General features: G+C 47.5%; 20 protein-coding genes and 1 riboswitch. Of the genes, 12 read left to right on the top strand and 8 right to left on the bottom strand.

Annotated elements, in window-relative coordinates:
• Nucleotide 1: 1 nt before the first annotated feature.
• Genes thiE through EDC16_RS05540 form a run of 7 tightly spaced genes read right to left on the bottom strand, consistent with a single transcriptional unit; the run spans nt 2 to nt 5,403 of the window.
• Nucleotides 2–661: a thiamine phosphate synthase gene (gene thiE, locus EDC16_RS05570; RefSeq protein WP_132966249.1), complete on the bottom strand. Its 660-nt coding sequence runs from the start codon at nt 659–661 to the stop codon at nt 2–4.
• Nucleotides 662–1,486 carry a bifunctional hydroxymethylpyrimidine kinase/phosphomethylpyrimidine kinase gene (gene thiD / locus EDC16_RS05565; protein WP_132966247.1) on the bottom strand — a complete coding sequence of 275 codons (825 nt, stop codon included), beginning with the start codon at nt 1,484–1,486 and terminating at the stop codon, nt 662–664. It abuts the gene before it with no gap.
• A complete protein-coding gene (thiM, locus tag EDC16_RS05560; RefSeq protein WP_132966245.1) occupies nt 1,479–2,279 on the bottom strand; it encodes a hydroxyethylthiazole kinase in 801 nt (266 codons plus the stop codon). Before thiM ends, thiD begins: the two co-directional genes overlap by 8 nt.
• Before the next feature lie 2 nt (nt 2,280–2,281).
• Nucleotides 2,282–3,229, bottom strand: coding sequence for an ABC transporter substrate-binding protein (locus EDC16_RS05555; RefSeq protein WP_132966243.1), 948 nt, complete (start codon nt 3,227–3,229; stop codon nt 2,282–2,284).
• A gap of 19 nt (nt 3,230–3,248) precedes the next feature.
• Nucleotides 3,249–3,902: a thiaminase II gene (gene tenA / locus EDC16_RS05550; protein ID WP_132966241.1), complete on the bottom strand. Its 654-nt coding sequence runs from the start codon at nt 3,900–3,902 to the stop codon at nt 3,249–3,251.
• Nucleotides 3,903–3,926: 24 nt separating this feature from the next.
• Entirely contained in the window at nt 3,927–4,682 is a 756-nt protein-coding gene (locus EDC16_RS05545) for an ABC transporter permease (RefSeq protein WP_132966239.1), read from the bottom strand.
• Nucleotides 4,669–5,403 carry an ABC transporter ATP-binding protein gene (locus tag EDC16_RS05540; RefSeq protein WP_132966237.1) on the bottom strand — a complete coding sequence of 245 codons (735 nt, stop codon included), beginning with the start codon at nt 5,401–5,403 and terminating at the stop codon, nt 4,669–4,671. The genes EDC16_RS05545 and EDC16_RS05540 overlap by 14 nt, the downstream gene beginning before the upstream one ends.
• Nucleotides 5,404–5,491: 88 nt before the next feature.
• A riboswitch (TPP riboswitch) is annotated at nt 5,492–5,598 on the bottom strand.
• Nucleotides 5,599–5,747: 149 nt separating this feature from the next.
• Between EDC16_RS05540 and EDC16_RS05535 the strand changes: the two genes are divergently transcribed.
• The 6 genes from EDC16_RS05535 to glyS all read left to right on the top strand — a co-directional run bounded on the left by EDC16_RS05535 (nt 5,748) and on the right by glyS (nt 11,853).
• Nucleotides 5,748–6,245: a YbhB/YbcL family Raf kinase inhibitor-like protein gene (locus tag EDC16_RS05535; protein WP_132966235.1), complete on the top strand. Its 498-nt coding sequence runs from the start codon at nt 5,748–5,750 to the stop codon at nt 6,243–6,245.
• 142 nt (nt 6,246–6,387) lie between these two features.
• Nucleotides 6,388–7,296 (top strand): glycine--tRNA ligase subunit alpha, encoded by a 909-nt coding sequence (gene glyQ, locus EDC16_RS05530; protein WP_132966233.1) that lies wholly within the window; start codon nt 6,388–6,390, stop codon nt 7,294–7,296.
• 25 nt (nt 7,297–7,321) lie between these two features.
• Nucleotides 7,322–7,585, top strand: a complete 264-nt coding sequence (locus EDC16_RS05525; RefSeq protein ID WP_132966232.1) for a hypothetical protein — start codon at nt 7,322–7,324, stop codon at nt 7,583–7,585.
• Nucleotides 7,586–7,589: 4 nt separating this feature from the next.
• Nucleotides 7,590–8,633, top strand: a complete 1,044-nt coding sequence (locus EDC16_RS05520) for a PDDEXK nuclease domain-containing protein (RefSeq protein WP_132966230.1) — start codon at nt 7,590–7,592, stop codon at nt 8,631–8,633.
• Nucleotides 8,634–9,674 (top strand): PDDEXK nuclease domain-containing protein, encoded by a 1,041-nt coding sequence (locus EDC16_RS05515; protein WP_132966228.1) that lies wholly within the window; start codon nt 8,634–8,636, stop codon nt 9,672–9,674. It begins immediately after the preceding gene.
• Between the two features lie 109 nt (nt 9,675–9,783).
• Nucleotides 9,784–11,853: a glycine--tRNA ligase subunit beta gene (gene glyS, locus EDC16_RS05510; RefSeq protein ID WP_132966226.1), complete on the top strand. Its 2,070-nt coding sequence runs from the start codon at nt 9,784–9,786 to the stop codon at nt 11,851–11,853.
• A 54-nt stretch (nt 11,854–11,907) separates the two neighbouring features.
• Here the strand turns inward: glyS and gmhB are convergent, their stop codons facing one another.
• Entirely contained in the window at nt 11,908–12,459 is a 552-nt protein-coding gene (gene gmhB / locus EDC16_RS05505) for a D-glycero-beta-D-manno-heptose 1,7-bisphosphate 7-phosphatase (RefSeq protein ID WP_132966224.1), read from the bottom strand.
• Nucleotides 12,460–12,671: 212 nt separating this feature from the next.
• On the opposite strand from gmhB, the gene metN reads away from it, so the two are divergent.
• The 6 genes from metN (at nt 12,672) to EDC16_RS05475 (ending at nt 26,043) form a co-directional block, all read left to right on the top strand.
• The gene (gene metN, locus EDC16_RS05500; protein WP_132966222.1) at nt 12,672–13,706 is read left to right on the top strand and encodes a methionine ABC transporter ATP-binding protein MetN; all 1,035 of its coding nucleotides are present in this window, start codon (nt 12,672–12,674) and stop codon (nt 13,704–13,706) included.
• Nucleotides 13,699–14,364 (top strand): methionine ABC transporter permease, encoded by a 666-nt coding sequence (locus EDC16_RS05495; protein ID WP_132966220.1) that lies wholly within the window; start codon nt 13,699–13,701, stop codon nt 14,362–14,364. Before metN ends, EDC16_RS05495 begins: the two co-directional genes overlap by 8 nt.
• A 48-nt stretch (nt 14,365–14,412) precedes the next feature.
• Nucleotides 14,413–15,213 (top strand): methionine ABC transporter substrate-binding lipoprotein MetQ, encoded by an 801-nt coding sequence (metQ, locus tag EDC16_RS05490; protein WP_132966218.1) that lies wholly within the window; start codon nt 14,413–14,415, stop codon nt 15,211–15,213.
• Nucleotides 15,214–15,359: 146 nt separating this feature from the next.
• Nucleotides 15,360–16,463: a carboxynorspermidine decarboxylase gene (locus EDC16_RS05485; protein ID WP_132966216.1), complete on the top strand. Its 1,104-nt coding sequence runs from the start codon at nt 15,360–15,362 to the stop codon at nt 16,461–16,463.
• A gap of 139 nt (nt 16,464–16,602) precedes the next feature.
• Entirely contained in the window at nt 16,603–17,841 is a 1,239-nt protein-coding gene (locus EDC16_RS05480; protein ID WP_132966214.1) for a saccharopine dehydrogenase family protein, read from the top strand.
• A 555-nt stretch (nt 17,842–18,396) separates the two neighbouring features.
• Nucleotides 18,397–26,043: an ESPR-type extended signal peptide-containing protein gene (locus EDC16_RS05475; RefSeq protein WP_132966213.1), complete on the top strand. Its 7,647-nt coding sequence runs from the start codon at nt 18,397–18,399 to the stop codon at nt 26,041–26,043.
• Nucleotides 26,044–26,068: the final 25 nt, after the last annotated feature.

The raw sequence follows: 26,068 nt of genomic DNA, 5'->3' as shown, positions 1-26,068 counted from the left end.
GTTATTGTCCTTTTAATTGTTGTATGCTGTTGGTGATATTTGTGCTTCGGCTGATGGCTGAAATTACCGCCACGCCGTCCGCCCCGGCTTGACGGATGGAAATTGCGGTTGCGGGGGTGATACCGCCAATGGCGACCAGCGGTTTTTCAATACCTTGTTGGCGAATCTGTTGTAATAATTTCAACCCGACGGCTGCTTTGGCATCGGCTTTCGATTGGGTCGGGAAAACAGGTCCGACACCGAAATAATCCACTGCCTGCAATGCGGCATTTGCTATCGCTTGCGGCAGGGTATTCACTGATAAACCCAGTAATAATTTGCCTTGGCATTGTTCGATCACCTGTGCAATCGGACGATCATCCTGCCCGACGTGCACACCGTCCGCTTGCACGGCTAAAGCGAGATCCACATCATCGTTGATAAAAAACGGCACATGATACTGGCGGCAAAGCTCGCGGCATTTTTGCGCTAATTGAACAATTTTTTGTGGATCTTGTAAGGCATTTTTGCCCTTTTCGCGAAATTGAAAACAGCTGATACCGCACTTTAAGGCTGTTTCCAATACCGACAATAACGCTGGTTCAGGCAGCAGCCCGAGATGTTGGCAATCTTGGGTGCCGGCAATAAAATAAACCGTGAGCATTTTTCTAATATCCTGCATTTAATAAACTCCGGTGCGGGGCAGAGAGGAAAATGCCCAGTGGTTGGTGGGACCATGTCCATGGCCGATATTTAACGGTTGGCTGATGGCGGCGGTGATAAACTGTTTTGCCAAACGAATCGCAATCACCGTATTTTGCCCTTTGGCAAGCTCGGCGGTGATGCAGGCGGAAAAGGTGCAGCCGGTGCCGTGGGTGTGTTTGGTCGGATAGCGCGGGCTGACCAGCGTGAAATGCTGCTCCGGCGTGAACACCCAGTCTTGGCAAACCGCACTTTGCGAGTTGTTGCTGTGTCCGCCTTTGATCACCACTGTTTTAGCACCAAGTTGTTGCAACGTGCGGGCGGCTTGCTCGGCACTGCGGCCATCGATAATCTTAATACTGGTCAAAGCTTCGGCTTCCGGCAAATTGGGCGTGATAATGTCGGCAAGCGGCAGCAAATGTTGTTTCAGGGCAGCGACCGCACTTTGTTGCAGCAGCGGTGCGCCACCTTTGGCGACCATCACCGGATCCAGCACCATTTGTCCGAATTTGTAACGTTGCAAGGCAGCGGCAACACACTCAATGATTTCTTCCGAGCCTAACATGCCCAATTTAAAAGCGCGGATATCAAAATCTTCGGCGACTGCTTTCAGTTGCGCCTGGATAGTGGCCGGCGGAATCGGGTGAATGTCGAAGACGCCGAGGGTATTTTGCGCGGTGACCGCCGTGATGGCACTGGTGCCGAATACGCCACGCATCTGAAAGGTTTTTAGATCTGCCTGAATGCCTGCGCCACCGCCGCTGTCTGATCCGGCAATGGTTAAGGCTTGTGCAATTTTAGTCATCATCAATCCTCGCCAGTTGTTGCACTTGCGTGCTATCCAATGTTGCTAATTTATCCAAAAGTGCGGTATAAAATTGTCCGACTTGCTGCGGTTGCAGATTTTTTGCCGCCAGTTCGCCGGCAATAGCATACGCCGTTGCCGCTTCAACCAATGCCGGAAAATCATGCTGTTGCGCCACCGCTAAAAATGCACCGCAAACCGCACTTAATAGACAGCCTGAGCCGGTAATGTGCGGGAATAGCGGCGTACCATTTTGAATATGCGCCAGTTGTTTGCCATCACTAATCACGTCAATCGCACCGCTGATCACGGCGGTGCAGCGATATTGCTGTGCAATTTTTTTAGCGACATGGTCTAAATCAGCATCCCCTTGTCCGACATCGACGCCTTTGGTTTGCCAATTGACGTTGGCAAGGTACGCCATTTCGCCGGCATTGCCGCGAATCGCACTGAATTGGATTTCTTGCAGCAGTTGTGCCACCGTTTGTTGGCGGAAACAGGTTGCGCCGACGCCGACCGGATCCAGCACCACCGGAATGCCATGACGGTTCGCCGCTTTGCCGGCAATCAACATGGCTTTCACTTGTTCGGCGGTCAGCGTGCCGATATTTATCACCAATGCCTGGCAAATCGCCGGCAGTTCGTCCATCTCCTCGACCGCACTTGACATAATCGGTGAGGCGCCGAGCGCCAGCAAACCGTTGGCGACATAATTGGCGACCACGATGTTGGTGATATTGTGGATCAGCGGGTTACGTTGGCGCAGTTGGCTGAGATAATCGGTTTTTAACATAATCAATCCTTCAGTTGTATGGTGTAATCGGTGAGTGGCGGCACGGTTTTGATCAAGCCCTGTTGCTGCATAAATTCCGCCATGTGTTGATAGCGGTTTTCGTCAAGAGCGCGTGGGCGCAAGGTTAAACGTGGTAGAGTGTCTCGCCAGGCAAGGCGGTTCAGTTCGTTGTCTAGCTCATTCGGTTTATAACTGACGAAATCCTGCCAGGCTTGATCGGGGTGGTTGATCAAATAGATCGTCGCTTGTTCAAGTGCGGTTAGAAAGGCGTGCAATTTTTTGTCGGTCAGGTTGTTTTTATTGGCGACTAAAATCAGTTCGTCATAAGCCGGTACGCCGTGTTCTTCCGGGTAAAATGCACGTCCCGGCTGCTGTTCAAGTGCCATTTGATTCAATTCAAAATTACGGAAAGCGCCGATCACGGCGTCCACTTGTCCGCTGATTAATGACGGTGACAGTGACCAGTTGACGTTCACCATTTCCACGTCTTTTTCGCTCAAGCCATGTTTTGCCAACATCGCTTGCAGTAGGCTGGTTTCAAACCCACTGACCGAATAGCCGATTTTTTTGCCTTTCAGATCCGCCAGACTTTCAATACCGCTGTTTTGCAGCACCACCACGCTGTTTAACGGGGTGGACACCAGCGTGCCGATGCGCACCAACGGCAGCCCCTCGGCAACCTGCATTTGCAACTGAGGTTGGTAATCCACTGCAATATCGGCTTTGCCCGCGGCAACCAATTTGGGCGGCATTGACGGATCTGCCGGTTCAACGATCTCCACCGCTAAATCGTGGGCGGCGAAAAAGCCTTTTTGTTGTGCCACGATCAAGGCGGCGTGATCCGGATTGACAAACCAGTCTAGCAGCAGTGTTACTTTTTGTTTGGCTTGTAACGGCAGATTGATCAGCAAAAGTGCGGTCAAGAGGGCGAATAGTTTCGTATTCTTCATATTTATCTCCTGTAAATGATTAGCTTAAATCCAATCCCATTTGCCAAAAGGCAACTTCCATACGGGTGGCAGTGTTGAAGATGGTCTGCACTTTCGTCCGTTGTTTCGCTGTCAGTTCCTGGCAAAGTTGATCTAAAAAATCGGTCAGTTCGGCAGTGGCAAGTTGAAAATCGTCACTGGCGTAGGTGTCGATCCAATCTTGATACGGATTGCCGGGTGGGCTGAGCTGGCGCTCGACAATATGGCGGGCGATCTCGGCATAACCGAGGGCGCAAGGCGCAATCGCAGCGTAGAGATCCACCAGACTGCCGTTGATGCCGCAGTCTAACACATAACGGGTGTAGGCGACGCAGGCGGCAGATTCGGGTGTTTGCAGCAGTTCTGTTTCGGCTATTCCCCAGCGTTGGCAGAACGTAACGTGCAGTTTGCTCTCTTGCAAAATGGTTTGAATGGCATGGTGTGCCTGTTCCATTTGGGCAAAATTTTCGGCTTTGAACAGCGCCAATGCCAAAGCACGGTTATAGTGAAACAAGTAGCGATAGTCCTGCTTCAAATAGTGCTGAAAACAGCGTTTATCCAGCGTGCCGTCGGCAAGGCGCAGCACAAAATCATGTTCGATATAGGCCCGCCAGTGCGGCTCGGCATTTTGTATCAGTTGTTGAACGCTAGACATCTTTTTTCCTTTTAGGTTAATGGGTTAACGAAGATGAGCTGCCCACGGAATCAAGCGGCGTAAGGCATGATCCAGTAAAAAATAGAGCGACAGGGCGATGATCAGTAAGACAAACAGCGCCGAAAACATCAGATCAACTTGCATGCGTGCATTAGCTTGCAGCATCAAATAGCCCAAGCCTTGTGACGAGCCGACCCACTCCCCGACCACCGCACCGATCGGCGCAACCGAAGCGGCAATGCGCAAACCGGATGCTAATGACGGCAATGCCGCAGGCAACCGCACTTTAAACAGTAATGTGGCAGGCGTAAGCCGCATTGAACGTGCTAAATCCAGCCAAGCATGCGGAGTGTTGCGTAAGCCGTCGTAGCAGGCGGTGGTGACCGGAAAATAGATAATCAGCACCGTCATCACGATTTTGGACGCCATGCCATAGCCGAACCACAGCACCAACAGCGGCGCAATTGCAAAAACCGGAATCGCCTGTGAAATCACAAGTAACGGCATTAAAAAAGCGGAAACCGGTGCAGAAAATGCCAATAACAGTGCCGAACCCAAACCGAGCAGAAAGCCGAGCGTCAGCCCGAGTACGATTTCGAGTAATGTAACTTGGGCGTGCTGCCATAACAACACATGCTGTTTTAACAGTTGCTGCCACACCGCTTCAGGCGACGGCAGCATATAGTGCGGCAGCGCCAACAAGCTGACCGCACTTTGCCATAACAGCAGTAAAAGTGCGGTCAGCAACATGATTTTAGCGAGCCGTTTAAACCAATTCATGCGGCGCTCCTTGCAAAAGCTGGTGAAACAGCATTTGTTGCAATGCCGATTGCGGGTTTTCAGTCAGGTCGCGTGGTTTTTTACCCTCAGGAAGATGTGCAGGATTTAAAGGTCGGCGGGGATCGTGTAGCACATAAATCCGATCGCCCACGCGAATCGCTTCTTGCGGATCGTGGGTGATCAAGAGCACGGTTTTTTGTTGCAATAAGTCACACGCCAGATCTTGCAGTTGCAAGCGGGTGACCGCATCAAGAGCGGAAAACGGTTCGTCCATCAAAATCAGATCGGCGTTTTGCATCAGCGTGCGCGCCAGTGCCACCCGTTGCCGCTGTCCGCCGGAGAGTTGCTGGCAACCTTTGTGCAGATGGTTTTCCATTTGCACCGCCGCTAATAAGTGCTCTGCCTGTTGCCGGGATTGACGGGTTTTCTTGCCTTTGAGATGTTGTTCCAACTGGACATTATCCAGCAGCGACAACCACGGATACAGCGAATCTTGTTGTGCCAGCCAAGCCAGTTTGAGCGGGCGGGGAAAATGAATGTTTCCTTGCTGAATAGCGGTATTTTCTAAACCGGCAATCGCTCGCAGCAGCGTCGATTTGCCGACGCCGGAACGTCCGAGCAGCACCGTCCATTGTTGTTGCGGCAAATCAAAATTGAAATCGGTGAACAGCGCTTGCTGTTCAAACGCCAGGGTTAAGGAGCGAATTTCAACGGCATTCATTTTACGCCACCATCGGTTCAGCAAATGGTTAACTAATGCGTTGCAACAGGTTGAAAATCGGCTAAATCAGAGAAAAGTGCGGTATGGTGTGTTGGCATATTTAGTTTCCTACGTCAGCATTAACTGGATCAGGTTCACGGGTTTAATCTCAGCCGTTTTGTGGTCACCACAAAATCAGCACCCCGACTAATGGACATCCAATCTATAAAAATTTCCGCTATAACACAACCGTTTTGTTAAATAAATTTGAAGTGAGTCAAATCTTACGAGCAACAGCACCGATTATGTTGAGAATAAGTGCTAAGATAAAGTCAGATTTTAATCGGATTAACGGAGGAGCAAATATGAAAGTCAGCAGTTCAGCGATTAAAAACGGGTTTTTTGAGGATAAATACGGTAAGCGGGGAACGCAATTCAGTCCGAATGGCATGCCGAACTATTCGATTCCGCTGGAAATCAGTGATGCGCCGACAGGCACAAAGTCATTTGTGTTGGTGTTGGAAGATAAAGATGCGGTCGGGGCGGCAGGTTATGTGTGGATTCATTGGCTGGTTGCCAATCTGCAGCGCACATCGTTGCCGGAAAACGACAGCATTTCCGCCACCGATTATGTACAAGGCAGAAATAGCTGGTCGGGAAAATTGGGTGGCTTATCGGCGGAAGAAGCCTCGTTTTACGGCGGCATGGCACCACCGAATGCAGATCACCGTTATGAGCTTTATGTCTATGCGTTGGATTGCGAATTGGATTTAGCCCCGGGTTTCGGCTTTAATGAACTCCATTTTGCGATGCAGGGGCATATTCTTGATCGGGCTTATCTGGTTGGGGTTTATACGCTTTAATCCGCTTAAGATTGAATTAAAGTGCGGTCAGCAGCAATCTCTGACCGCACTTTCGCATTTTCAGTGTGCAATGCCATGACCTTTCGCCTAAATTCAAGTATAATGTGTGCCATTTTCTCTTAACCATCAGCGATAACTAAACATGAGTTCAACATTCAACGTAAAAACCTTTCAAGGTATGATTCTCGCCCTGCAAGAATACTGGGCAAACGTGGGCTGCACGGTGGTGCAACCTTTTGATATGGAAGTCGGGGCGGGTACGTCACATCCGATGACCGCACTTCGGGCGTTAGGGCCGGAGCCGATGGCGTTTGCCTATGTGCAGCCGTCGCGTCGCCCGACCGACGGGCGCTACGGCGAAAACCCGAATCGTCTGCAGCACTATTACCAATTCCAAGTGGTGATCAAACCGTCACCGGATAACATTCAGGAACTGTATTTAGACAGTTTGAAAATGCTTGGTTTTGACCCGACGCAGAATGATATCCGTTTTGTGGAAGACAACTGGGAAAATCCGACGCTGGGCGCTTGGGGCTTGGGGTGGGAAGTGTGGCTGAACGGTATGGAAGTGACCCAGTTTACCTATTTCCAACAAGTGGGCGGTTTGGAATGCAAGCCGGTGACAGGCGAAATCACCTATGGTTTAGAGCGCTTGGCGATGTACATTCAAGGTGTGGACAGCGTATATGACTTGGTGTGGTCGGACGGTGCGTTGGGCAAAACCACTTACGGCGATGTGTTCCATCAAAATGAAGTGGAGCAATCGACCTATAATTTTGAATACGCCAACACCGAATTTCTGTTTTACTGTTTCGAACAATACGAAAAAGAAGCCCAGACATTGCTGGCATTAGAAAAACCGCTGCCGCTTCCGGCTTATGAACGTATTTTAAAAGCAGCGCACAGTTTTAACTTGCTGGATGCACGCAAAGCGATTTCGGTGACCGAACGCCAACGCTATATTTTACGCATTCGTGCGCTGACTAAAGGCGTTGCTGAAGCCTATTACGCCAGCCGTGAAGCCTTGGGCTTTCCGGGCTGTAAAAAATAAACTGCAATAAAGAAGTAGGTAAACAATGACCAAGCCAGTTCTGTTTTTCGCCCACCTTTGCCCCGACACTGAGCCGTTTGTGGCGGAGTTAGATGCCTTAAAGGTGGAGTATGGAAGCGTGAATATTTTTGAAAGTATGGCAAATTTTAAACGTTTTTTAAAACTGCGTGATACTGACCGTACTTTTGATGAGGCGAAACAAAAGGGCTATATCGGCATTCCGGCATTGTTGTTGGCAAACGGTGAAATTATTCTTGAGCTGAATGAATTAAAACGCCGATTTGGTTAAGTCTATGAATTCACTGCAAACGACCGAGCACCAATTAATCAGTAATATTGCGAATATTATCACCGCCGCACGCCAGCAAGTGCGGCAGACGGTGAATATCGCCATGGTGCAAAGTTATTGGGAAATCGGGCGTTTGATTGTGGAAGAGGAACAACAAGGTGAACAACGTGCGCAATACGGAAAACATCTGTTACAAGCAATTTCGCAACGTTTAACGGAAATGTTCGGTAAGGGATTTGATGTCACCAATTTGCGTAATATGCGCTTGTTTTATTTAGCGTTTCCAATTCGAGACGCAGTGCGTCTCGAATTGAGTTGGACACATTATCGAAGTTTAATTCGCATTGAAAACCCACAAGCGAGGCAATGGTATCAGCAAGAAGCGATTGAAAATAACTGGTCTTCTCGAGCCTTAGATCGCCAAATTTCGGTTTTATATTACGAACGGTTATTGGCAAGTCAAAATAAAGCCTTGGTTACGCAAGAAGCGGAACAAAAAACCGAACCGTTAAAAGAAAGCATTCACGATTATTTGCGCGATCCCTATATTTTGGACTTCTTGAATTTGCAAGATAAAACCTATCAAGAAAACCAGATTGAACAAGCGATTATTAGCAATTTGCAAGATTTTCTGTTGGAACTCGGTAAAGGTTTTGCCTTTGTGGAACGACAAAAACGCATACGGTTTGACGATGAAGATTTTTATATTGATTTGGTTTTCTATAATTTCAAACTGAAATGTTTTTTATTGATTGACCTCAAAATCGGCAAATTGAAGCATCAAGATATCGGGCAAATGGATACCTATGTGCGTTTATATGACGAGCAATTTAAAGGCGAAGATGATAACCCGACCATCGGCTTAGTGTTATGCAGCGAACAGAGCGAAGCAGTGGCGAAATATTCGGTGCTTGCCGACAGAAAACAAATTTTCAGCTCAAAATATGTCGCATATTTACCGACCGAACAAGAATTGGAACGGCAATTGACGACGAGTGTAATGCAATTGCGAGAAGCTGCTGCAATGTATAAAGTAAAGTATAACTAAATGGATAATAACCTGTTAATTTCATTAGAAAATTCACAAACCTTTGTGAACGAAATCAGTGAATTGATCCAATCGTCAAAACAGCGAGCGGCGGTTGCTGTCAATGCGGAATTGACCTTATTGTATTGGCATGTTGGGAAGCGGATCAATGAATATGTTTTACAAGGTGATCGTGGAGATTATGGTCAGCAAGTTATTACGATATTAGCTAAAAAATTGACAGAACAGTTCGGCAAAGGTTGGGGACGCACCCATTTATTATATTGTATAAAATTTGCAGAAATCTTTTCAGATATTGAGATTGTCCACGCACTGCGTGGACAATTAAGTTGGACGCATTTTAAAACCTTGTCGTATATTGAGGATCCATTAAAACGAGAGTTTTATGCCACGATGGTGGTACAAGAATGCTGGTCTACTCGAACCTTAGATGAGCGAATCGGTTCGTTATTATTTGAACGGACAGCGATTTCTAAAAAGCCCGATGAAACCGTTATTCAAGAGCTTAATTTATTAAGAAAGCAAGGCCAGTATAATCAATCTTTGGTATTAAAAGATCCCTATATTTTGGATTTTTTAGAGTTGAATGATCGGTATTTAGAAAAAGATCTTGAAGATGCTATTTTGCGAGAAATAGAACAGTTTTTATTGGAACTGGGAGCAGGATTCACTTTTATCACACGGCAGAAACGTATTCAGATTGATGAAGATGATTTTTATATTGATTTACTGTTTTATAATCGCAAATTAAAGCGGTTAATTGCAATTGAACTGAAAACAGAAAAATTTAAACCTGCGCATAAAAGCCAAATGGAATTATATTTGGCATGGTTGGCAAAGTATGAACAGGAAGAAGATGAAAATCCACCATTGGGCATTATTCTGTGTACTTCAAAAAAGCAAGAACAAGTAGAATTATTGGATTTAAAGCAATCGGATATCCATATTGCTGAGTATTTAACCGTATTACCGTCTAAAAAGTTATTAGAACAGCGATTACATTTGGCGGTCAAAAAAGCAAAACAGCGATTTTCCCATTAATAAAGCCCCACTTCCGCCTTAAAATAGGTATTAAAGTGCGGTTTTTAATAGACTATATTTGATGAATAAAACGTGGGTAATCTACGTTAAGTTAATAAAGAGAACAAAAATGACAACACAAAATTTCCTGGTTGAGATCGGCACCGAAGAGTTGCCACCGAAGGCGTTGAAAAAATTGGCAACCGCATTTGCCGAGAATATACAGCAAGCCCTAACTCAAGAAGGCTTAGCCTTCGACAACGTAGCCTGGTTTGCCGCACCTCGTCGTTTGGCGGTGAAAGTGAGTGCGTTGGCGACTGAACAGCCGAGCAAGCAGATCGAAAAACGCGGGCCGGCAGTGGCGGCAGCGTTTGATGCCGAAGGCAAGCCGACCAAAGCGGCAGAAGGCTGGGCGCGTGGTTGTGGCATCAGCGTGGAGCAGGCGGAGCGAGTCGCCACTGATAAAGGCGAATGGTTGTTTTACCGCACGTTGGAAGCCGGCAAGCAGACCAAAACGCTGTTGATCGATTTGGTCGCCAATGCGTTGGCTAAATTACCGATTGCCAAGCCGATGCGCTGGGCAGACAAAACCGTACAATTTATCCGTCCGGTGCATACTGTCACGTTGTTATTGGGCGATGAATTGATTGAAGGCGAAATTTTGGGCGTAGCGAGCGGCACGACGATTCGTGGACACCGTTTCTTAGGCGAGCGTGAATTCCAAATCAGCCATGCCGATCAATACCCTGCGTTGTTAGCGGAAAAAGGCTCAGTGATTGCCGATTTTGAGCAGCGTAAAGCCTTAATTTTGGCAAAAGCGCAAGAAAAAGCGACCGCACTTGGCGGTGTGGCGGATATTGAAGAGGATCTGCTGGATGAAGTGACTTCATTAGTGGAATATCCGAATGTGTTGAGTGCCACCTTTGAAGAGCGTTTCTTGGCTGTGCCGGCGGAAGCCTTGGTTTACACCATGAAGGGCGATCAAAAGTATTTTCCGATCTATGATAAAAACGGCAAATTACTACCGCACTTTATCTTTGTTTCCAATATCAATCCGCAAGATCCGACCGCAATCATCGAAGGCAATGAAAAAGTGGTGCGTCCACGTTTAACTGATGCGGAATTTTTCTTTAAAACCGATTTAAAACAGCGTTTGCAAGATAACTTGCCACGTTTGGAAAGCGTATTATTCCAACAGCAGCTTGGTACGTTGCGTGATAAAACCACACGCATTGAGGCACTAAGCGGCATTATTGCAGCACAAATCGGTGCAGACGAAACCCAAGCCAAACGTGCCGGTTTGCTGTCGAAATGTGATCTGATGACCAATATGGTATTTGAATTCACCGATACTCAGGGAGTGATGGGCATGCACTATGCCCGTCATGACGGCGAAGACGAAGCCGTTGCAGTGGCATTGAACGAACAGTATATGCCACGTTTTGCCGGCGATGAACTGCCGCATAGTTTAGTGGCGTGTTCAGTGGCGTTGGCGGATAAATTGGATACCCTGAGTGGCATTTTCGGTATCGGGCAACACCCGAAAGGCGATAAAGACCCGTTTGCCTTACGCCGTGCCGCCTTGGGCGTGTTGCGGATTATCGTCGAGAAAAAACTGCCGCTGGATTTGCAGAGCTTAGTGCAAAGTGCGGTGCAATTATATGCTGATAAACTGACGAATAATAATGTCGTCAACGATGTGATTGATTTTATGCTGGGGCGTTTCCGTGCCTGGTACCAAGACGAAGGTTTTGGCGTGGATGTGATCCAAGCGGTGTTGGCACGCCGTCCGACCAAACCGGCGGATTTCGATAAACGTGTGCGTGCGGTGGCACATTTCCGCACTTTAGATTCTGCCGAAGCCCTTGCCGCCGCCAATAAACGGGTGAGCAATATTTTGGCGAAAGTGGAAGGGGAGCTGCCGACTGCCGTCAACCGCATGTTGTGCCAAGATGCGGCGGAAATTGCGCTGGCGGAGCAAGTGACAGAGTTGCAACAAAAACTGCAACCGCTGTTTGCCAATGGTGATTACCAAACCGCACTTGAGCAACTTGCCGCCCTGCGTCAACCGATCGACAATTTCTTCGATAATGTGATGGTGAATGCCGAAGATCCGGCCTTGCGCAACAACCGCTTGGCGCTATTGCACAATCTGCGTGAATTGTTCTTGCAAGTGGCGGATATTTCGTTGTTGCAATAAAAAGGTATATAACACTGCAAAGCCATCGAATCTCAGGTTTGATGGCTTTTTTACTTATTTAAGCTTAGTGATATAGTTAGGCAAATCCGCCACTGAATCCAGCACTGCTTCGGCTAATTGTTCGCCTTCGGTGGTGACGGTTTTGCCGCTGCGAACCAAGATATTATGCGCAACACCAGCCGCTTTACCTGCCATGAGATCTTCGATTTTGTCACCGATCATAAAAGAGCGGTTTGGGTCGATATTCAATTCTTGAATCGCTTGCAGCAACATGCCCGGTTTCGGTTTGCGGCAGTCACAGTCTTGGCGGTATTCACCGACGCCGTCGGGCAGGTGCGGGCAGTAGTAAATGCCGTCAAAATCGACACCGCGATCGGCCAGCGACCAATCAAACCATTCTGTGAGTTGCAGAAATTGCTCTTCACTGAAATAACCACGAGCAATGCCGGACTGATTGGTGACCAATACCAGCAAATAACCCATTTTTTTCAATTCGGCCAGCGCTTCGATACTGCCGTTGATAAAGTCAAACTGATCAATTTCATGTACATAGCCATGATCGACATTAACGGTTCCGTCGCGATCTAAAAAAATTGCTTTTTCCACATTTTCCTCACTTAAAGTAATAGGTTGCTGTTTAGCATAGCACTTTTTAGCACAAAAAGACGCAGAAGCAGCAAGCTATCAAAGGATCTTGCTATAAAATTGATAGCTTATAATTTGTTGTTATAAAAAAGTACTAACTACTGGTTGACATAGCAATCTGGACGTCTAAAATAGCAAAATCATTTTGATAATCCCCATTATAAAGGGCTTATATGATTAAGCTAAAAAATATTAATAAAATTTTTGAGGTCAAAGGTAAAAAGCTGACCGCACTTGACAACGTCAATCTGGAGATCCCGAAAGGGCAGATTTGTGGCGTAATCGGCGCATCGGGCGCCGGCAAAAGCACCTTGATTCGTTGCGCCAACTTGCTTGAACAGCCGACCAGCGGACAGGTGTTTGTGGATGGTGAAGAGCTGACCGCAATGAATGACGCACAATTGGTGGCTGCTCGTCGTCATATCGGTATGATTTTTCAGCATTTTAACCTGTTGAGCAGCCGCACGGTGTTCGGTAATGTGGCGTTGCCGTTGGAATTGATCGGCATGGATAGTACGGCAGTGACGCAGCGTGTCGATGAATTGCTGGAATTGGTGGGCTTGAGTGATAAGAAGCATGTGTATCCGAGCAATCTGTCCGGCGGTCAAAAACAGCGAGTGGCGATTGCGCGTGCTTTGGCGTCTGAGCCAAAAGTATTATTGTGTGACGAAGCCACTAGTGCGCTAGATCCGGCGACGACCCAGTCAATCTTAGCACTACTGCAAGAGATCAATCAGAAATTGGGCTTGACTATTTTGTTGATTACCCACGAAATGGAAGTGGTGAAGCAGATTTGCCATCAGGTGGTGGTGATTGATAAGGGGCAATTGGTTGAAAGTGGTAGCGTCAGCGAAATTTTCTCTAACCCGAAAACCGAATTGGCAAAAAGTTTTATCCAATCGACCTTTCGGATTAACCTGCCGAAAGAGTATATGGAGCAGCTCTCCGCTGCCCCGAAGGGTGCGAACTCTTACCCGATTATCAAATTTGAATTTACCGGACGTTCGGTCGATGCGCCGCTGTTGTCACAAACCTCGAAAAAGTTTGGCGTGGATTTGAGTATTTTGGTGTCACAAATTGATTATATCGGCGGTGTGAAATTTGGTTTTACCATTGCGGAAGTGGAAGGGCCGGAGGATGCGATTACCGAAACAAAAATTTATTTAATGGAACATAATGTGCGAGTTGAGGTGCTGGGATATGTTTGATCGTTTAACGTCACAAGTGTGGCAGATGATTTTGCAAGCCAGCGGCGAAACGCTGTATATGGTGTTTGGTTCGGGCTTTTTAGCCGCAATCTTTGCCATTCCGCTCGGTGTATTGTTGTTTATCACACAACCGGGGGGAATTAAAGAAAATCCGAAATTCTACCGACTGTTGAGTATGGCGGTGAATATCGGACGTGCGATTCCGTTTGTGATTTTGCTGTTTTGGATTATTCCGTTTACCCGAGCAATCGTGGGAACTTCTATCGGAACAACCGCAGCCATCGTACCGTTGACGGTGTCGGCGATTCCGTTTATCGCACGCTTAGTCGAAGGGGCATTGCTCGAAATTCCGAGCGGCTTAATCGAAGCGGCGCGTGCGATGGGGGCTAGTAATTTTCAAATTATCGTCAAATTTTTATTAGCCGAAGCAAAACCGGCGCTGATCAACGGCATGACCATCACCTTGGTTGCGTTGGTCAACTATTCCGCAATGGCGGGTATTGTCGGTGGCGGCGGCTTGGGTGATGTGGCGATTCGTTATGGTTATCAAACTAATGTGCCTGAAATTCTGACCACCGTAGTCGTGATTTTGGTGATATTGGTACAACTGATTCAATTTGTAGGGGATCGTTTAGTCCGCTATGTTGATCACCGCTAGCGCTCGGTTTAGCGTATTTTTATCCATTAATAACGTAAGGAAATGATGATGAAATTAAAAAATATTTTCACCTTAACCGCACTGGCGACCGCTGTAGCATTTTCCGGTTCAGTCTTGGCGAAAGACGGTAAAATCAAAGTCGGGATTCAAACCGGTCCTGAGTTTTCTGTAGCGGAAGTGGCGAAACAAGTCGCCAAAGACCAATATGGCTTAGAAGTAGAGTTGGTGCCATTTACCGACTATGTCACCCCAAATGTGGCGTTGGAAGAAAAATCGATTGATGCCAATGCGTTCCAACACAAACCGTATTTAGATGCGCAAGTGGAGTCTCGTGGCTTGAAAGGTTTGGTGATTGTCGGCAACACCTTTGTTTACCCGATTGCCGGTTATTCGAAAAAAATCAGCAAATTGGACGAATTGAAAGACGGCGCAACCGTAGCCATTCCAAACGATCCGACCAACGGCGGACGTGCGTTGTTGTTGTTGCAAGCACAAGGTCTGCTGAAATTGAAAGACGGCGTTGGCTTAACCCCGACCGCACTTGATATTGTGGACAACCCGAAAAAACTGAAAATTCGTGAGTTAGAAGCGCCATTGTTGCCGCAAGTGTTACCGGAAGTGGATTTTGCGATTATCAACAACACCTATGCCGGACAAGCCGGCTTGTTCCCGAGCACCGATGCGATTTTCGTGGAAGACAAAGATTCCCCGTATGTGAACATCATCGTGGCACGTGAAGATAACAAAGCGGATCAAGATGTGGTCAATTTTGTTAAAGCTTATAACTCTGATGCAGTGTATGAAAAAGCCAAACAAGAGTTTAAAGATTCAGTGGTGAAAGGCTGGTAATTGAACTGCATTTTCATTATCGTACGGTTGTAGGGGCGCATTGCATGCGCCCGCTTACCAAATTCGATGAAATATTTAATAGTATCAATAGGTTGATTGAGATATTCTCTTAATCAACCAATTTTTTTATAGCATGTGAAAAGAAAATGACTGAATTAGCCACTCCTTATTATCTGATTGATAAAAGCAAACTGTTAGCCAATATGCAGAAAATCGCCTATCTGCGGCAGCGTTCCGGCGCAAAAGCGTTGCTGGCGCTGAAATGCTTTGCTACGTGGGGCGTGTTTGATGTGATGCGTGATTATATGGACGGTACGACTTCCTCTTCGCTGTATGAAGTCAAGCTAGGACACTGCAAATTTGGCGGTGAAACCCATGCTTACAGCGTGGCGTATAGCGATGCGGAAATTGCGGAAGTGGTAGCCAATGCAGATAAAATTATTTTTAATTCCATCAGCCAATTGAACCGTTTTGCTGATCAAGCGCGTGATATTCAACGTGGTTTGCGGGTTAATCCGCGCGTCAGCACTTCAGATTTTATTCTGGCGGATCCGGCACGTCCGCACAGTCGTTTGGGCGAGTGGGATATCGAAAAAATCTGTGCAGTGATGCCGCTGATTAACGGCTTTATGTTCCATAATAACTGTGAAAACGGCGATTTTGATCGCTTCGATCAGATGCTAAAACACATTGAAAGTGAATTCGGCGAGTTGCTGTATCAAGTAGATTGGGTCAGTTTGGGCGGTGGCATTCATTTCACCGGCGCAGATTATCCGCTCGATCAATTTGCCGATCGTTTAAAACAGTTTGCCGAACAATACGGGGTGCAGCTGTATTTAGAGCCGGGGGAAGCGGCGATTACGCTCAGCACCAGTCTGGAAGTGACGGTATTGGACACCTTATATAACGGCAAACATTTGGCAATTGTCGACAGCTCGATCGAAGCGCATATGTTGGATTTGCTGATCTATCGCCAAACCGCAAAACTGCTGCCGAACAGTGGTGAACATCAGTATATGGTTTGTGGCAAATCCTGTCTTGCCGGTGATATTTTCGGTGAATATCGCTTTCCACAGCCATTGAAAATCGGCGATCGCCTCTCGTTTGGCGATGCTGCCGGTTATACCATGGTGAAAAAGAATTGGTTCAATGGCGTCAATATGCCGTCCATTGCCAGCAAAGAATTGAATGGTGAGATTAAATTAATCAAACAATTCAATTTTGACGATTACGTTGACAGCTTGTCTTAGTCAAGATTTTTGACGGCAGCAAGCGGCTTCAACGAATCAATCAGGTTTTGCCGACAGTGGCAAGATTAAACCCAAGGTCAATTATGACCGCACTTTGGTGATGCAAAGCGCGGTTGTGATTAAGGAGGATTATGCAAACATGAAAAAAAACATCTTGATTATTGGCGCCGGTGGTGTGGCCCAAGTGGTCGCACATAAATGTGCCCAACACAACGATATTTTAGGCTCTATTGCGATTGCTTCGCGCGGCATCAGCAAATGCCAAGAGATTGCCGCCAGCGTGCGTGAAAAGAACGCCTTCAAAGTGCCGGCAGAAATTGCCTGCTTTGAGCTGGATGCGCTGAATATCGAAGCAACCAAATCGATTATCAAAGAAACCGAAGCACAAATTGTGATTAACGTCGGTTCCGCCTTCTTAAATATGTCGGTGCTGCAAGCCTGCATTGAAACCGGGGCTGCCTATCTCGACACCGCAATCCACGAAGAACCGCATAAAATTTGTGAAACCCCGCCGTGGTATAATAATTACGAATGGCAACGTCGTGAATTGTGTGAAGCCAATCGCATCACCGCCATTTTGGGTGTCGGTTTTGATCCGGGCGTGGTCAATGCCTATGCGGCGGTTGCGGTCAATGGCTACTTAGACCAAACAAATAGTATTGATATTATTGATATTAATGCCGGAAGCCATGGGCGTTATTTCGCCACTAATTTTGATCCGGAAATCAATTTCCGTGAATTTACCGGTGAAGTCTGGAGTTGGCAAAACAGCCAGTGGACCAGTAATCAAATGTTTGAAATCAAACGGACGGACGACCTGCCGGTTGTCGGTCAGCAAACTTCCTATATGACAGGACATGACGAAATTCATTCGCTGTCACAAAACCTGAATGTACCGAATATTCGTTTCTGGATGGGCTTTGGCGAGCATTATATTAATGTGTTCACGGTGCTGAATAATCTGGGCTTATTATCCGAACAGCCGGTCACTACTGCCGAAGGACTGGAAGTGATTCCACTGAAAGTGGTGAAAGCGGTGCTGCCGGATCCATCCTCGCTGGCACCGGATTACACCGGCAAAACCTGTATCGGTACTTTAGCGAAAGGCAAAAAAGACGGTAAAGACAAAGAGGTCTTTATCTACAACGTTGCCGATCATAAAGAAGCCTACCAAGAAGTGGGCAGTCAGGGTATTTCCTACACCGCCGGCGTACCGCCGGTCGCCGCCGCAATTTTGGTGGCGCAAGGCACCTGGGATGTGCAAAAAATGGTGAATGTGGAGCAACTGGATCCAAAACCATTCCTTAACCTGCTCAACCAAATGGGCTTGCCAAATCGGATTAAAGACGAGAACGGCGACAGAGCATTAAGCTTCTAAGCTATTTCCAGACAGTAAAAAACCGCACTTTTACCACTAAATTTGGGATAAAAGTGCGGTATCCGATCAAGTTTTGTCGATACTTATCTCACAACTGCCTACTTATTTGCTTTTATGATTGAAATTATTTCTTCAAATGGAGAGATTTTTGACGATTATTTGGCAAAATAGCAAGAAATCATCTTATAGTATTGCTGATAGTATAGCTCTCCGAATCTGAAATGGCAGCTATTTCAGATTCTGAATTGCCCTATATCCCCTTATCTTCGCGAGCCCATTTATCATCAATATTAGTCATGTCCGTTATTTTTTGTTGACAATGAAAAAAGAAATTAAGTTCATTTTATTTCCTTAAAAAACAAAATATTACACTTGATTAAATTGCAGCCTGATATTGTTCGCTTTACATTCTTTTATTTAAATAAAATATAAAAATAGAAAATAAATAAAAAAAATGCTTTAATAGCGATCTTTAGTATTTTGTTGTTATTTAAAGCGCTTTTATTTAAAGTTAATGTATGCTTATGTATTTTTGAGATTGGATAAGGAATATTTATGAATAAAATTTACAAAATTATCTGGAGCGTTGCAAAACAGGCTTTAGTAGTGGTTTCCGAGTTGGCTTCTAGTCACGGCAAAGTGGCAAGTGAATCCCAAAAAACCTCCTCAGCGAGTCAACCAGTAAATTTTTCATTGAGTAAAATCTTTTTAGCACTTTCTGTGGCGTTTACCGGCGCTTCGGCTTATGCCGCAGGCACAGAAGTGGGTGGTGGTACAGCTATTGATAACAGTATTGCGGTAGGTAGCACTGCTCAAACTGCACGTGCGGTAACAACAGGATCGATTGCAATTGGAGCCGGTGCAACGGCCGGCCGTGCAAATATGGATAACCCGCAAGATCCAAGTAACCGCACTACTGTGGGTAAAATGAATAATATCGCTATTGGTTCCGGTGCAACCGCGGATGGTGGTCGCAATATTTCCATTGGTGAGAATGCCGCTACCGGTACAGTGGACAACTGGAATATTCAAAATGTGAATATCGGTACCAATGCAGGCACAAATTCGAAAAAAGATTATAGCGTCGCGATTGGTTTTGAAGCCGGAAGCTTGAATAGTGCAACCCAAACCCTGCAAGCCGCAGTCGCTGACGGCAACCGTGCGCCGAGCGTTTATATCGGTAAAAATGCCGGCTCTAATACGGCTTCATACGGTAATATTGCTTTGGGTACCAATGCTGGCAGCGGTATTCAGGATACCCGAGTTCTCAGCAATATTATGATCGGTAATGGTGCTGGTGTCGGTTTGACAACTAATGATGGTAGGAATATTACTTTCCCAGGCTTTGGTTCAGGTGGTAATACACTGATTGGCTCTGCGGCAGGTCGCAATTTATCGGGTGATAGTAATGTTGCCATCGGTTCGATTGCCGGTGACGGTTCAAAAGGTGATAACAACATTTATGCCGGTCATCTGGCAGGTCAAAATTCAACTTCCGATCGTTCTATTATTATGGGACCGCAAACCGGTTTAAATAGTATTAATGACCGAAGCGTATTAATTGGTAACTTCGCCAACGGTGGGGTAACCACCGCTACCCGTAATGTAGTCGCTTTAGGGTCAAGCGCCAGAGCACTTGGTAATGAAAGCGTGGGAATTGGTTTTAACGCCAACGCCGGTGCCAACAATACAACTGCAATTGGCAGAATGGCTCAAGCCATCGGCGTAAGTGCTGTGGCTATCAGCACCAGTGCACAAGCAACCGGAGCAAACTCAATCGCTATCGGCAACAATGCCGCAACCAATGCAGATTTGGCGGAAGCAGATGTAAAATATCATGGTGACGGCGCCATCGCGATTGGTGAAAATGCGAATACCAGCTATGAAGGCAGCACCGCAATTGGTAAAGATACACTTGCGTCAAATTGGCGTTCGACTGCGGTGGGAGCAAGTTCGCAAGCCACAGGAACATCTTCAACTGCAATGGGGAACGGTGCAATTGCAAGCAGCACCGGCGCTTCGGCTTACGGCACATCTGCCAATGCCAGCGGCTCGAATGCCACTGCGCTGGGTAATGCGACTCAAGCTGCCGGTGCACTCAGTGTGGCTGTCGGGGTGAACGCTAAAACCGGCGGTACATCTGCTGTTGCTGTCGGACAAAACGCCAATGCGCAAGGCGGTTATGCGATTGCACAGGGTCACGATAGCGTAGCGAATAGAGATAATGCTATTGCCATCGGCAGAGTTGCTCAGGCAACGGCGGCTTCTGCGACAGCTATGGGCAATGAAGCACAAGCCAGTGGCGCATCATCTATTGCAATTGGTAATGGCGCACAAGCAACCGCACTTAACAGTATTTCTATCGGTACCGGTAACCAAGTATCCGGTGAAGGATCCGGTGCAATCGGTGACCCGACAGTGATCACCGGTGATGCTTCTTACTCTTTGGGTAATGATAATAACATCGCTCAAGATAATACCTTCGTTGTCGGTCACAATGTAACCTCCACACAAGCCAACAGCGTAATCTTGGGTAACAATTCAACCGATCGTGCTGCGACTACTGAAAATACTGCTACCGTCAATGGAATTACCTATACTGGTTTTGCTGGTCAAGGTAGTGCTGACAACGGTGTAGTCAGTGTGGCTGCGCCAGGGAAAGAACGTCAAATCATCAATGTGGCAGCGGGTCAAATTTCAGCAACTTCTACCGATGCTATCAACGGCAGCCAGCTGTATCAAGTATCAAACGAATTGGCGAACAATTTAACTCATTATTACAGCGTCAATGATAATGGCACGCATCAAAATAATTATGCCAACGACGGTGCGACAGGCGTTAATGCGCTGGCGGCAGGTGTCAATGCCAGCGCAACGGGTTTAGGCGGCATTGCGGTTGGTAATGCTGTAACCGCCGGAGATGCGAGGTATGTGACGGCAATTGGCACCAACACTAAGGTTGATGGTCTCCAATCCACGGCAGTTGGTGCATTCACCACTGTGAATGGCGAAGGTAATAATGCTTTAGGCAGCAACATCACCATGAACAGCACGCAATCAGTTGCCGTTGGTAATGGTGCTACTGCCGGAACGGATAGAACACAAACTGAAATCACAGTCGTTGGTCGCCGAGCTTCAGCTACCGGTAATAGAGCAACTGCATTAGGGGCAGGATCTAGTGCAACTGGTGAAGTTTCAGTTGCGGTTGGGTACTCTTCAAACGCCGCTGCTAATAATGCCATTGCGATAGGTAATGGTGCACAAGCGACAGCTGGTAATATTATTGCGATCGGCGCAGCTGCCGGTAGTAATATGACCACTCCAAACAATCATTCTATCTTAATTGGTACAGGAGCCGGTGCGAACAGTACTGCGACTGGTGGAACAGCAGATGCAGATATCTATATCGGCCAAAATGCGGGGCAGTTCTCTACTGGTATGCGCAACACAGTTATCGGTTCACAAAATGCCGGTACTGACTTAAAAGGCAATATGAACTCAGGCTTCGGTATGGCTTCATTGCGTACGGTAACCGGTAATGAAAATGCAGCTTTCGGTGCATATGCCGGTCAATTGAGCACCGGCAATGAGAATACTGCGATGGGTGCACAGGCGGGTCGTCGAGTAACGGGTAGCGACAATACCGCTGTCGGCTATAACGCCGGTACCAGTGTCACTGGCAGCAATAATATTGCTTTAGGGGTTAATGCAGGGCAGTCAATCAGCTCAAGTAATACAATTAGTATCGGTAACACAGCGGTTGCTACAATGACTGGAGCGAATGCGATGGGGATGCGTGCCAATGCTTCAGGTGCTTCCAGTGTGGCAGTTGGTACTATGGCAAATGTCAGCGGAGCCAACGCTATTGGTGTAGGGACTACAGCTAGTGCGGTAGGAGCTGATGCAGTAGCCATCGGGCGACAAGCCAGTGCGGCAGAGTCTTCTGCTGTAGCGATGGGAACTCAGGCAAATGCTAGTGGTGAATCTGCGATTGCTATCGGAGATGGTGCACAAGCGACAGCGGCTAATACTATCTCTATCGGTACTGGCAACGTAGTCAGTGGCCAAGGCTCTGGTGCAATTGGCGATCCAAGCACGGTGAGTGGCAGTGAATCTTATGTTTTGGGTAACAATAATGTTGTTGCTAATAACAATACCTTTGTTTTAGGGAATGATGTCACGTCCAGCCAAGACAATAGTGTGATTTTGGGCAATGATTCAACAGATCGGGCAGCGACGGAAGTGTCTACTGCTACTGTTGGTAATACGACCTATAGTGGTTTCGCTGGAACAGGCAGTGTTGCAAATGGTGTAGTCAGCGTTGGAGCCGCAGGTAAAGAGCGGCAACTCATTAATGTGGCAGCGGGTGCAATTTCTGCGACTTCGACCGATGCTATTAACGGCAGCCAGTTGTATATGGTAGCGAATGAATTGAATAGCAGCAAAACCCATTATTACAGCGTGAACTCCACCAAGCAGTCTGCAGGCAGTAACTATAATAATGATGGTGCGACCGGTGTCGATGCATTGGCAGCGGGAGTGAACACCTTAGCGGCAGGTGCTGGGGCAACAGCTATCGGCTTGTCTGCTACTGCAGGTGGTGCCAATGCCGTGGCTATCGGTAGTAGCAGTAAAGCGGATGCTTCGCAAGGTGTGGCAATTGGTAACAATTCGAATGCCTCTGCAAATGCCGGAGTGACCAGTGGCGTGGCAGTTGGCTTCACGGCGCGGACTTTTGGTAATAATGGTATTGCTATTGGCCGCTACAGTGCTGCGCAAACCAATGGTATTGCTTTGGGTACGAGCGCTGATGCCAACCAAGCCAATTCTATTGCTATTGGTAACAGTGCTTATGCCGGGGTAGAGGCGGTGCAAATTGGTACCACGTCAACGCGTGGTAATTGGAGCAACCATACCGGTGCATTCCGTCGTGGTAGCACAATGATTGGTTATGAAGCGGCTACTCAAGGCTTGTATTCTACAGTAACGGGTAATAACAATAAGATTTTGATTAACCAACGGGCAACGACAGGCGGCTTCTTTGGTTACGGCGCTTTTGCCAGCCAAGGGGCATTCTCGCATATTTATGGGTCACAAAATACGGTGGGTGACACAACTAGCACGGATGTTGCGAACAGTATTGCAGTGACGGTCACCGGATCAGGCAATACGGTACAGAACAGTAATGGCGCATTAGTGAGTGGTTATGGCAATACCTTGACCAACTCTTCAGATGATAAGTTGGTATTACCGACCATTGAAGCGAGTATGAATGATGCCGCCCAACTCTTTGCTAATAACGGTACTCAGTTAGGACAAACGGCATTGATTGGTGCCGGCAATAGTCTGAACAAAGGGAAGGACACGCTGGTTATCGGTATGCACAATACTGTAGATACCTCCAATGATTCTGCTATTACCGGTAGCAATTTGACCGTCAACAATATTGACCGCACTTTGATCAGTGGTAATGAGAATGTGGTTCACAGTGCTATCAACTTGTTAGCCATGGGGAATAACCTGACCTTAGGTTCAGAGGGCAATTCGATTAGTGACACTATTGTGTTGGGGAATAATATCACCCTCGCCGATAGTGCGGAGCTGAAAGAGGCGATTGCGATTGGTAATGAAACTAAAGTCGGCAATCAGGCCATTGCGATTGGTCAAGGCGCACAAGCATTGGCGAATCAAACGATCTCGATTGGTTTAGGTAATATTGTGAGTGGAATTGGCTCAAGTGCGGTTGGTGATCCGTCAATTGTGGCCGGTACCAACAGCTTCTCGGCCGGTAACAATAATGCGGTGGGCAGCACGACAGACAATTCATTTATTCTGGGTGGACGTAACGACCTAGGTGGTGCTGCGGTTACTCGTGATGCCAACGGTGTGATTACCACGGCAGACGGTATTACAAGTGAAGTGGATGCTTCAAATTCTGCTATTGTTGGTTACGATAACAGCGTACAGCAAAAGAATGTGTTTGTGCTGGGTAATCGCGTGAAAACAACCGTTGAAAATTCCGTGTTCTTGGGGGATTCAACCGCTTACTTGGCTGATGATGACACTAGAACTAAAGGAGTCAGTAATAGCTACTTAACCCATAAAGTCAATGATAGTCTGACGTTAGATTTTGCCGGTGGTGATCAAGTTGTTGGTGTTGTCAGTGTCGGCAACGGCACTCAAACCCGCCGCATTCAAAATGTGGCACCGGGCTTAATTTCAGCAAGTTCAACCGACGCCATCAACGGCAGCCAATTGTATGCAGTAATGAACAGCGGCTGGAACTTTACCGTAGGTAATAATGGCGGTACCAGTTCAGCCACTTACACTAATGGTGCGGCTTTTGAAGCGGTTAAATTAGGCGATACGCTGAATTTTGTTGCCGGTGATAATATTGATATTACACAAAACGGCAAAGAGATCAAAATTAGCGCCAAAGTGATGAAAGGCGAAAAAGGCGACACCGGTGCCACAGGTGATACAGGCGCGACTGGTGCTACGGGTGCGACTGGTGCCACAGGAGCTACGGGCGCAACTGGAGCCACAGGTGCTACTGGTGATACAGGTGCTACCGGCGCAACTGGAGCCACGGGTGCGACTGGAGCTACCGGCGTAACTGGATCCACCGGCGCAACTGGAGCCACAGGTGCGACTGGTGGTACAGGCGCAACTGGAGCCACAGGTGCGACTGGCGATACAGGTGCTACGGGCGCAACTGGAGCCACGGGTGCGACTGGCGATACAGGTGCTACCGGCGCAACTGGAGCCACAGGTGCGACTGGCGATACAGGTGCTACCGGCGCAACTGGAGCCACAGGTGCGACTGGCGATACAGGTGCTACCGGCGCAACTGGATCCACGGGTGCGACTGGCGATACAGGTGCTACGGGCGCAACTGGAGCCACGGGTGCAACTGGTGATACAGGTGCTACGGGCGCAACTGGAGCCACAGGTGCGACTGGTGATACAGGTGCTACCGGCGCAACTGGAGCCACAGGTGCGACTGGTGATACAGGTGCTACCGGCGCAACTGGAGCCACAGGTGATACCGGTGGTACGGGGGCAGGAACTGAATGGCAATTAGCCACAGATGGCGATGCAGAGAAAAATCCTGCCCAAGCCCCAAGTGCGGTTTCTGGTGAGACGGTGACAGTGAAACACGGTACTAACACTAAAGCGTCAGCAGTCAGCAAAGATGCCAATGGTAACTATAGCTATGAAATTGATGTGGTTGGTTTACCGATGGAGTATGTGGATCAAGACGGAAATTCGCTGACCAATGTTGGTGGCAATTTCTACCGTTCACAAACCAATTCTGACGGTACCATTACATTAACGCCGGCAACTCCGGCTAAAGTGCGGATTGTCAGTGATCAACCGATGGTGGTGACCAATGTCGCCGATGGTAAAGTCGCTGCAGGTTCAACCGATGCCATCAACGGCAATCAGCTACATGGCACAGCGCAATCGGTTGCCAATGCGTTAGGCGGCGGTTCAACGGTTGACCAAGACGGTAAAGTCACGGCACCAAGCTATGTGATTACACAAACCGATGGCAATACCACTACAGCAAATGATGTTGGCACAGCCTTGAATGCCTTGAATAAAGAGGTGATTAAACCGATTACCTTCGGAGCAGACAGTGGCACGGCATATGCAGCGACGTTGGGCAGCACAGTTAATATTAAAGGTGATGGCAACAATATCTCGACTGAGTCTGATGGTAAGGGCAATATCAAAGTGAAAATCAGCGATACGCCAACCTTTACCACTGTGACGGCCAATAGCTATAAAGTGGGTGATAAAACCTATATTGACAGCAATGGTATCAATGCCAACAACCAAACTATCAATAACGTTGCTGACGGCGAAATTTCGGCAACATCGAAACAGGCGGTTAATGGTAGCCAGTTGCATGCAACCAATCAGGCGATTAACAATATCAACAATCGTGTTGACGGTTTAGCAAAAGATATTGACGGTGTCGGCGCAACGGCAGCAGCGATGGCGAGCTTGCCGCAAGCCTACCTACCGGGACATTCGATGGTTGCTGTTGCCGGCGGTGCGCATAAATCGCAAAATGCGGTGGCGTTAGGGGTATCACGAATTTCCGATAATGGAAAAGTGATTATCAAATTAAATGCCTCACATAATAGCCGCGGTGATGTCAGCGGTGGCGTTGGTGTTGGTTATCAGTGGTAATAAACCTGACCGCACTTTGCCTAAT

The organism is Testudinibacter aquarius (assembly GCF_004342725.1).
Taxonomy (GTDB): Bacteria; Pseudomonadota; Gammaproteobacteria; order Enterobacterales; family Pasteurellaceae; genus Chelonobacter; species Chelonobacter aquarius.
Note: the sequence above shows the minus strand (reverse complement) of the source record. Positions and strands in the feature narration are given on the sequence as shown.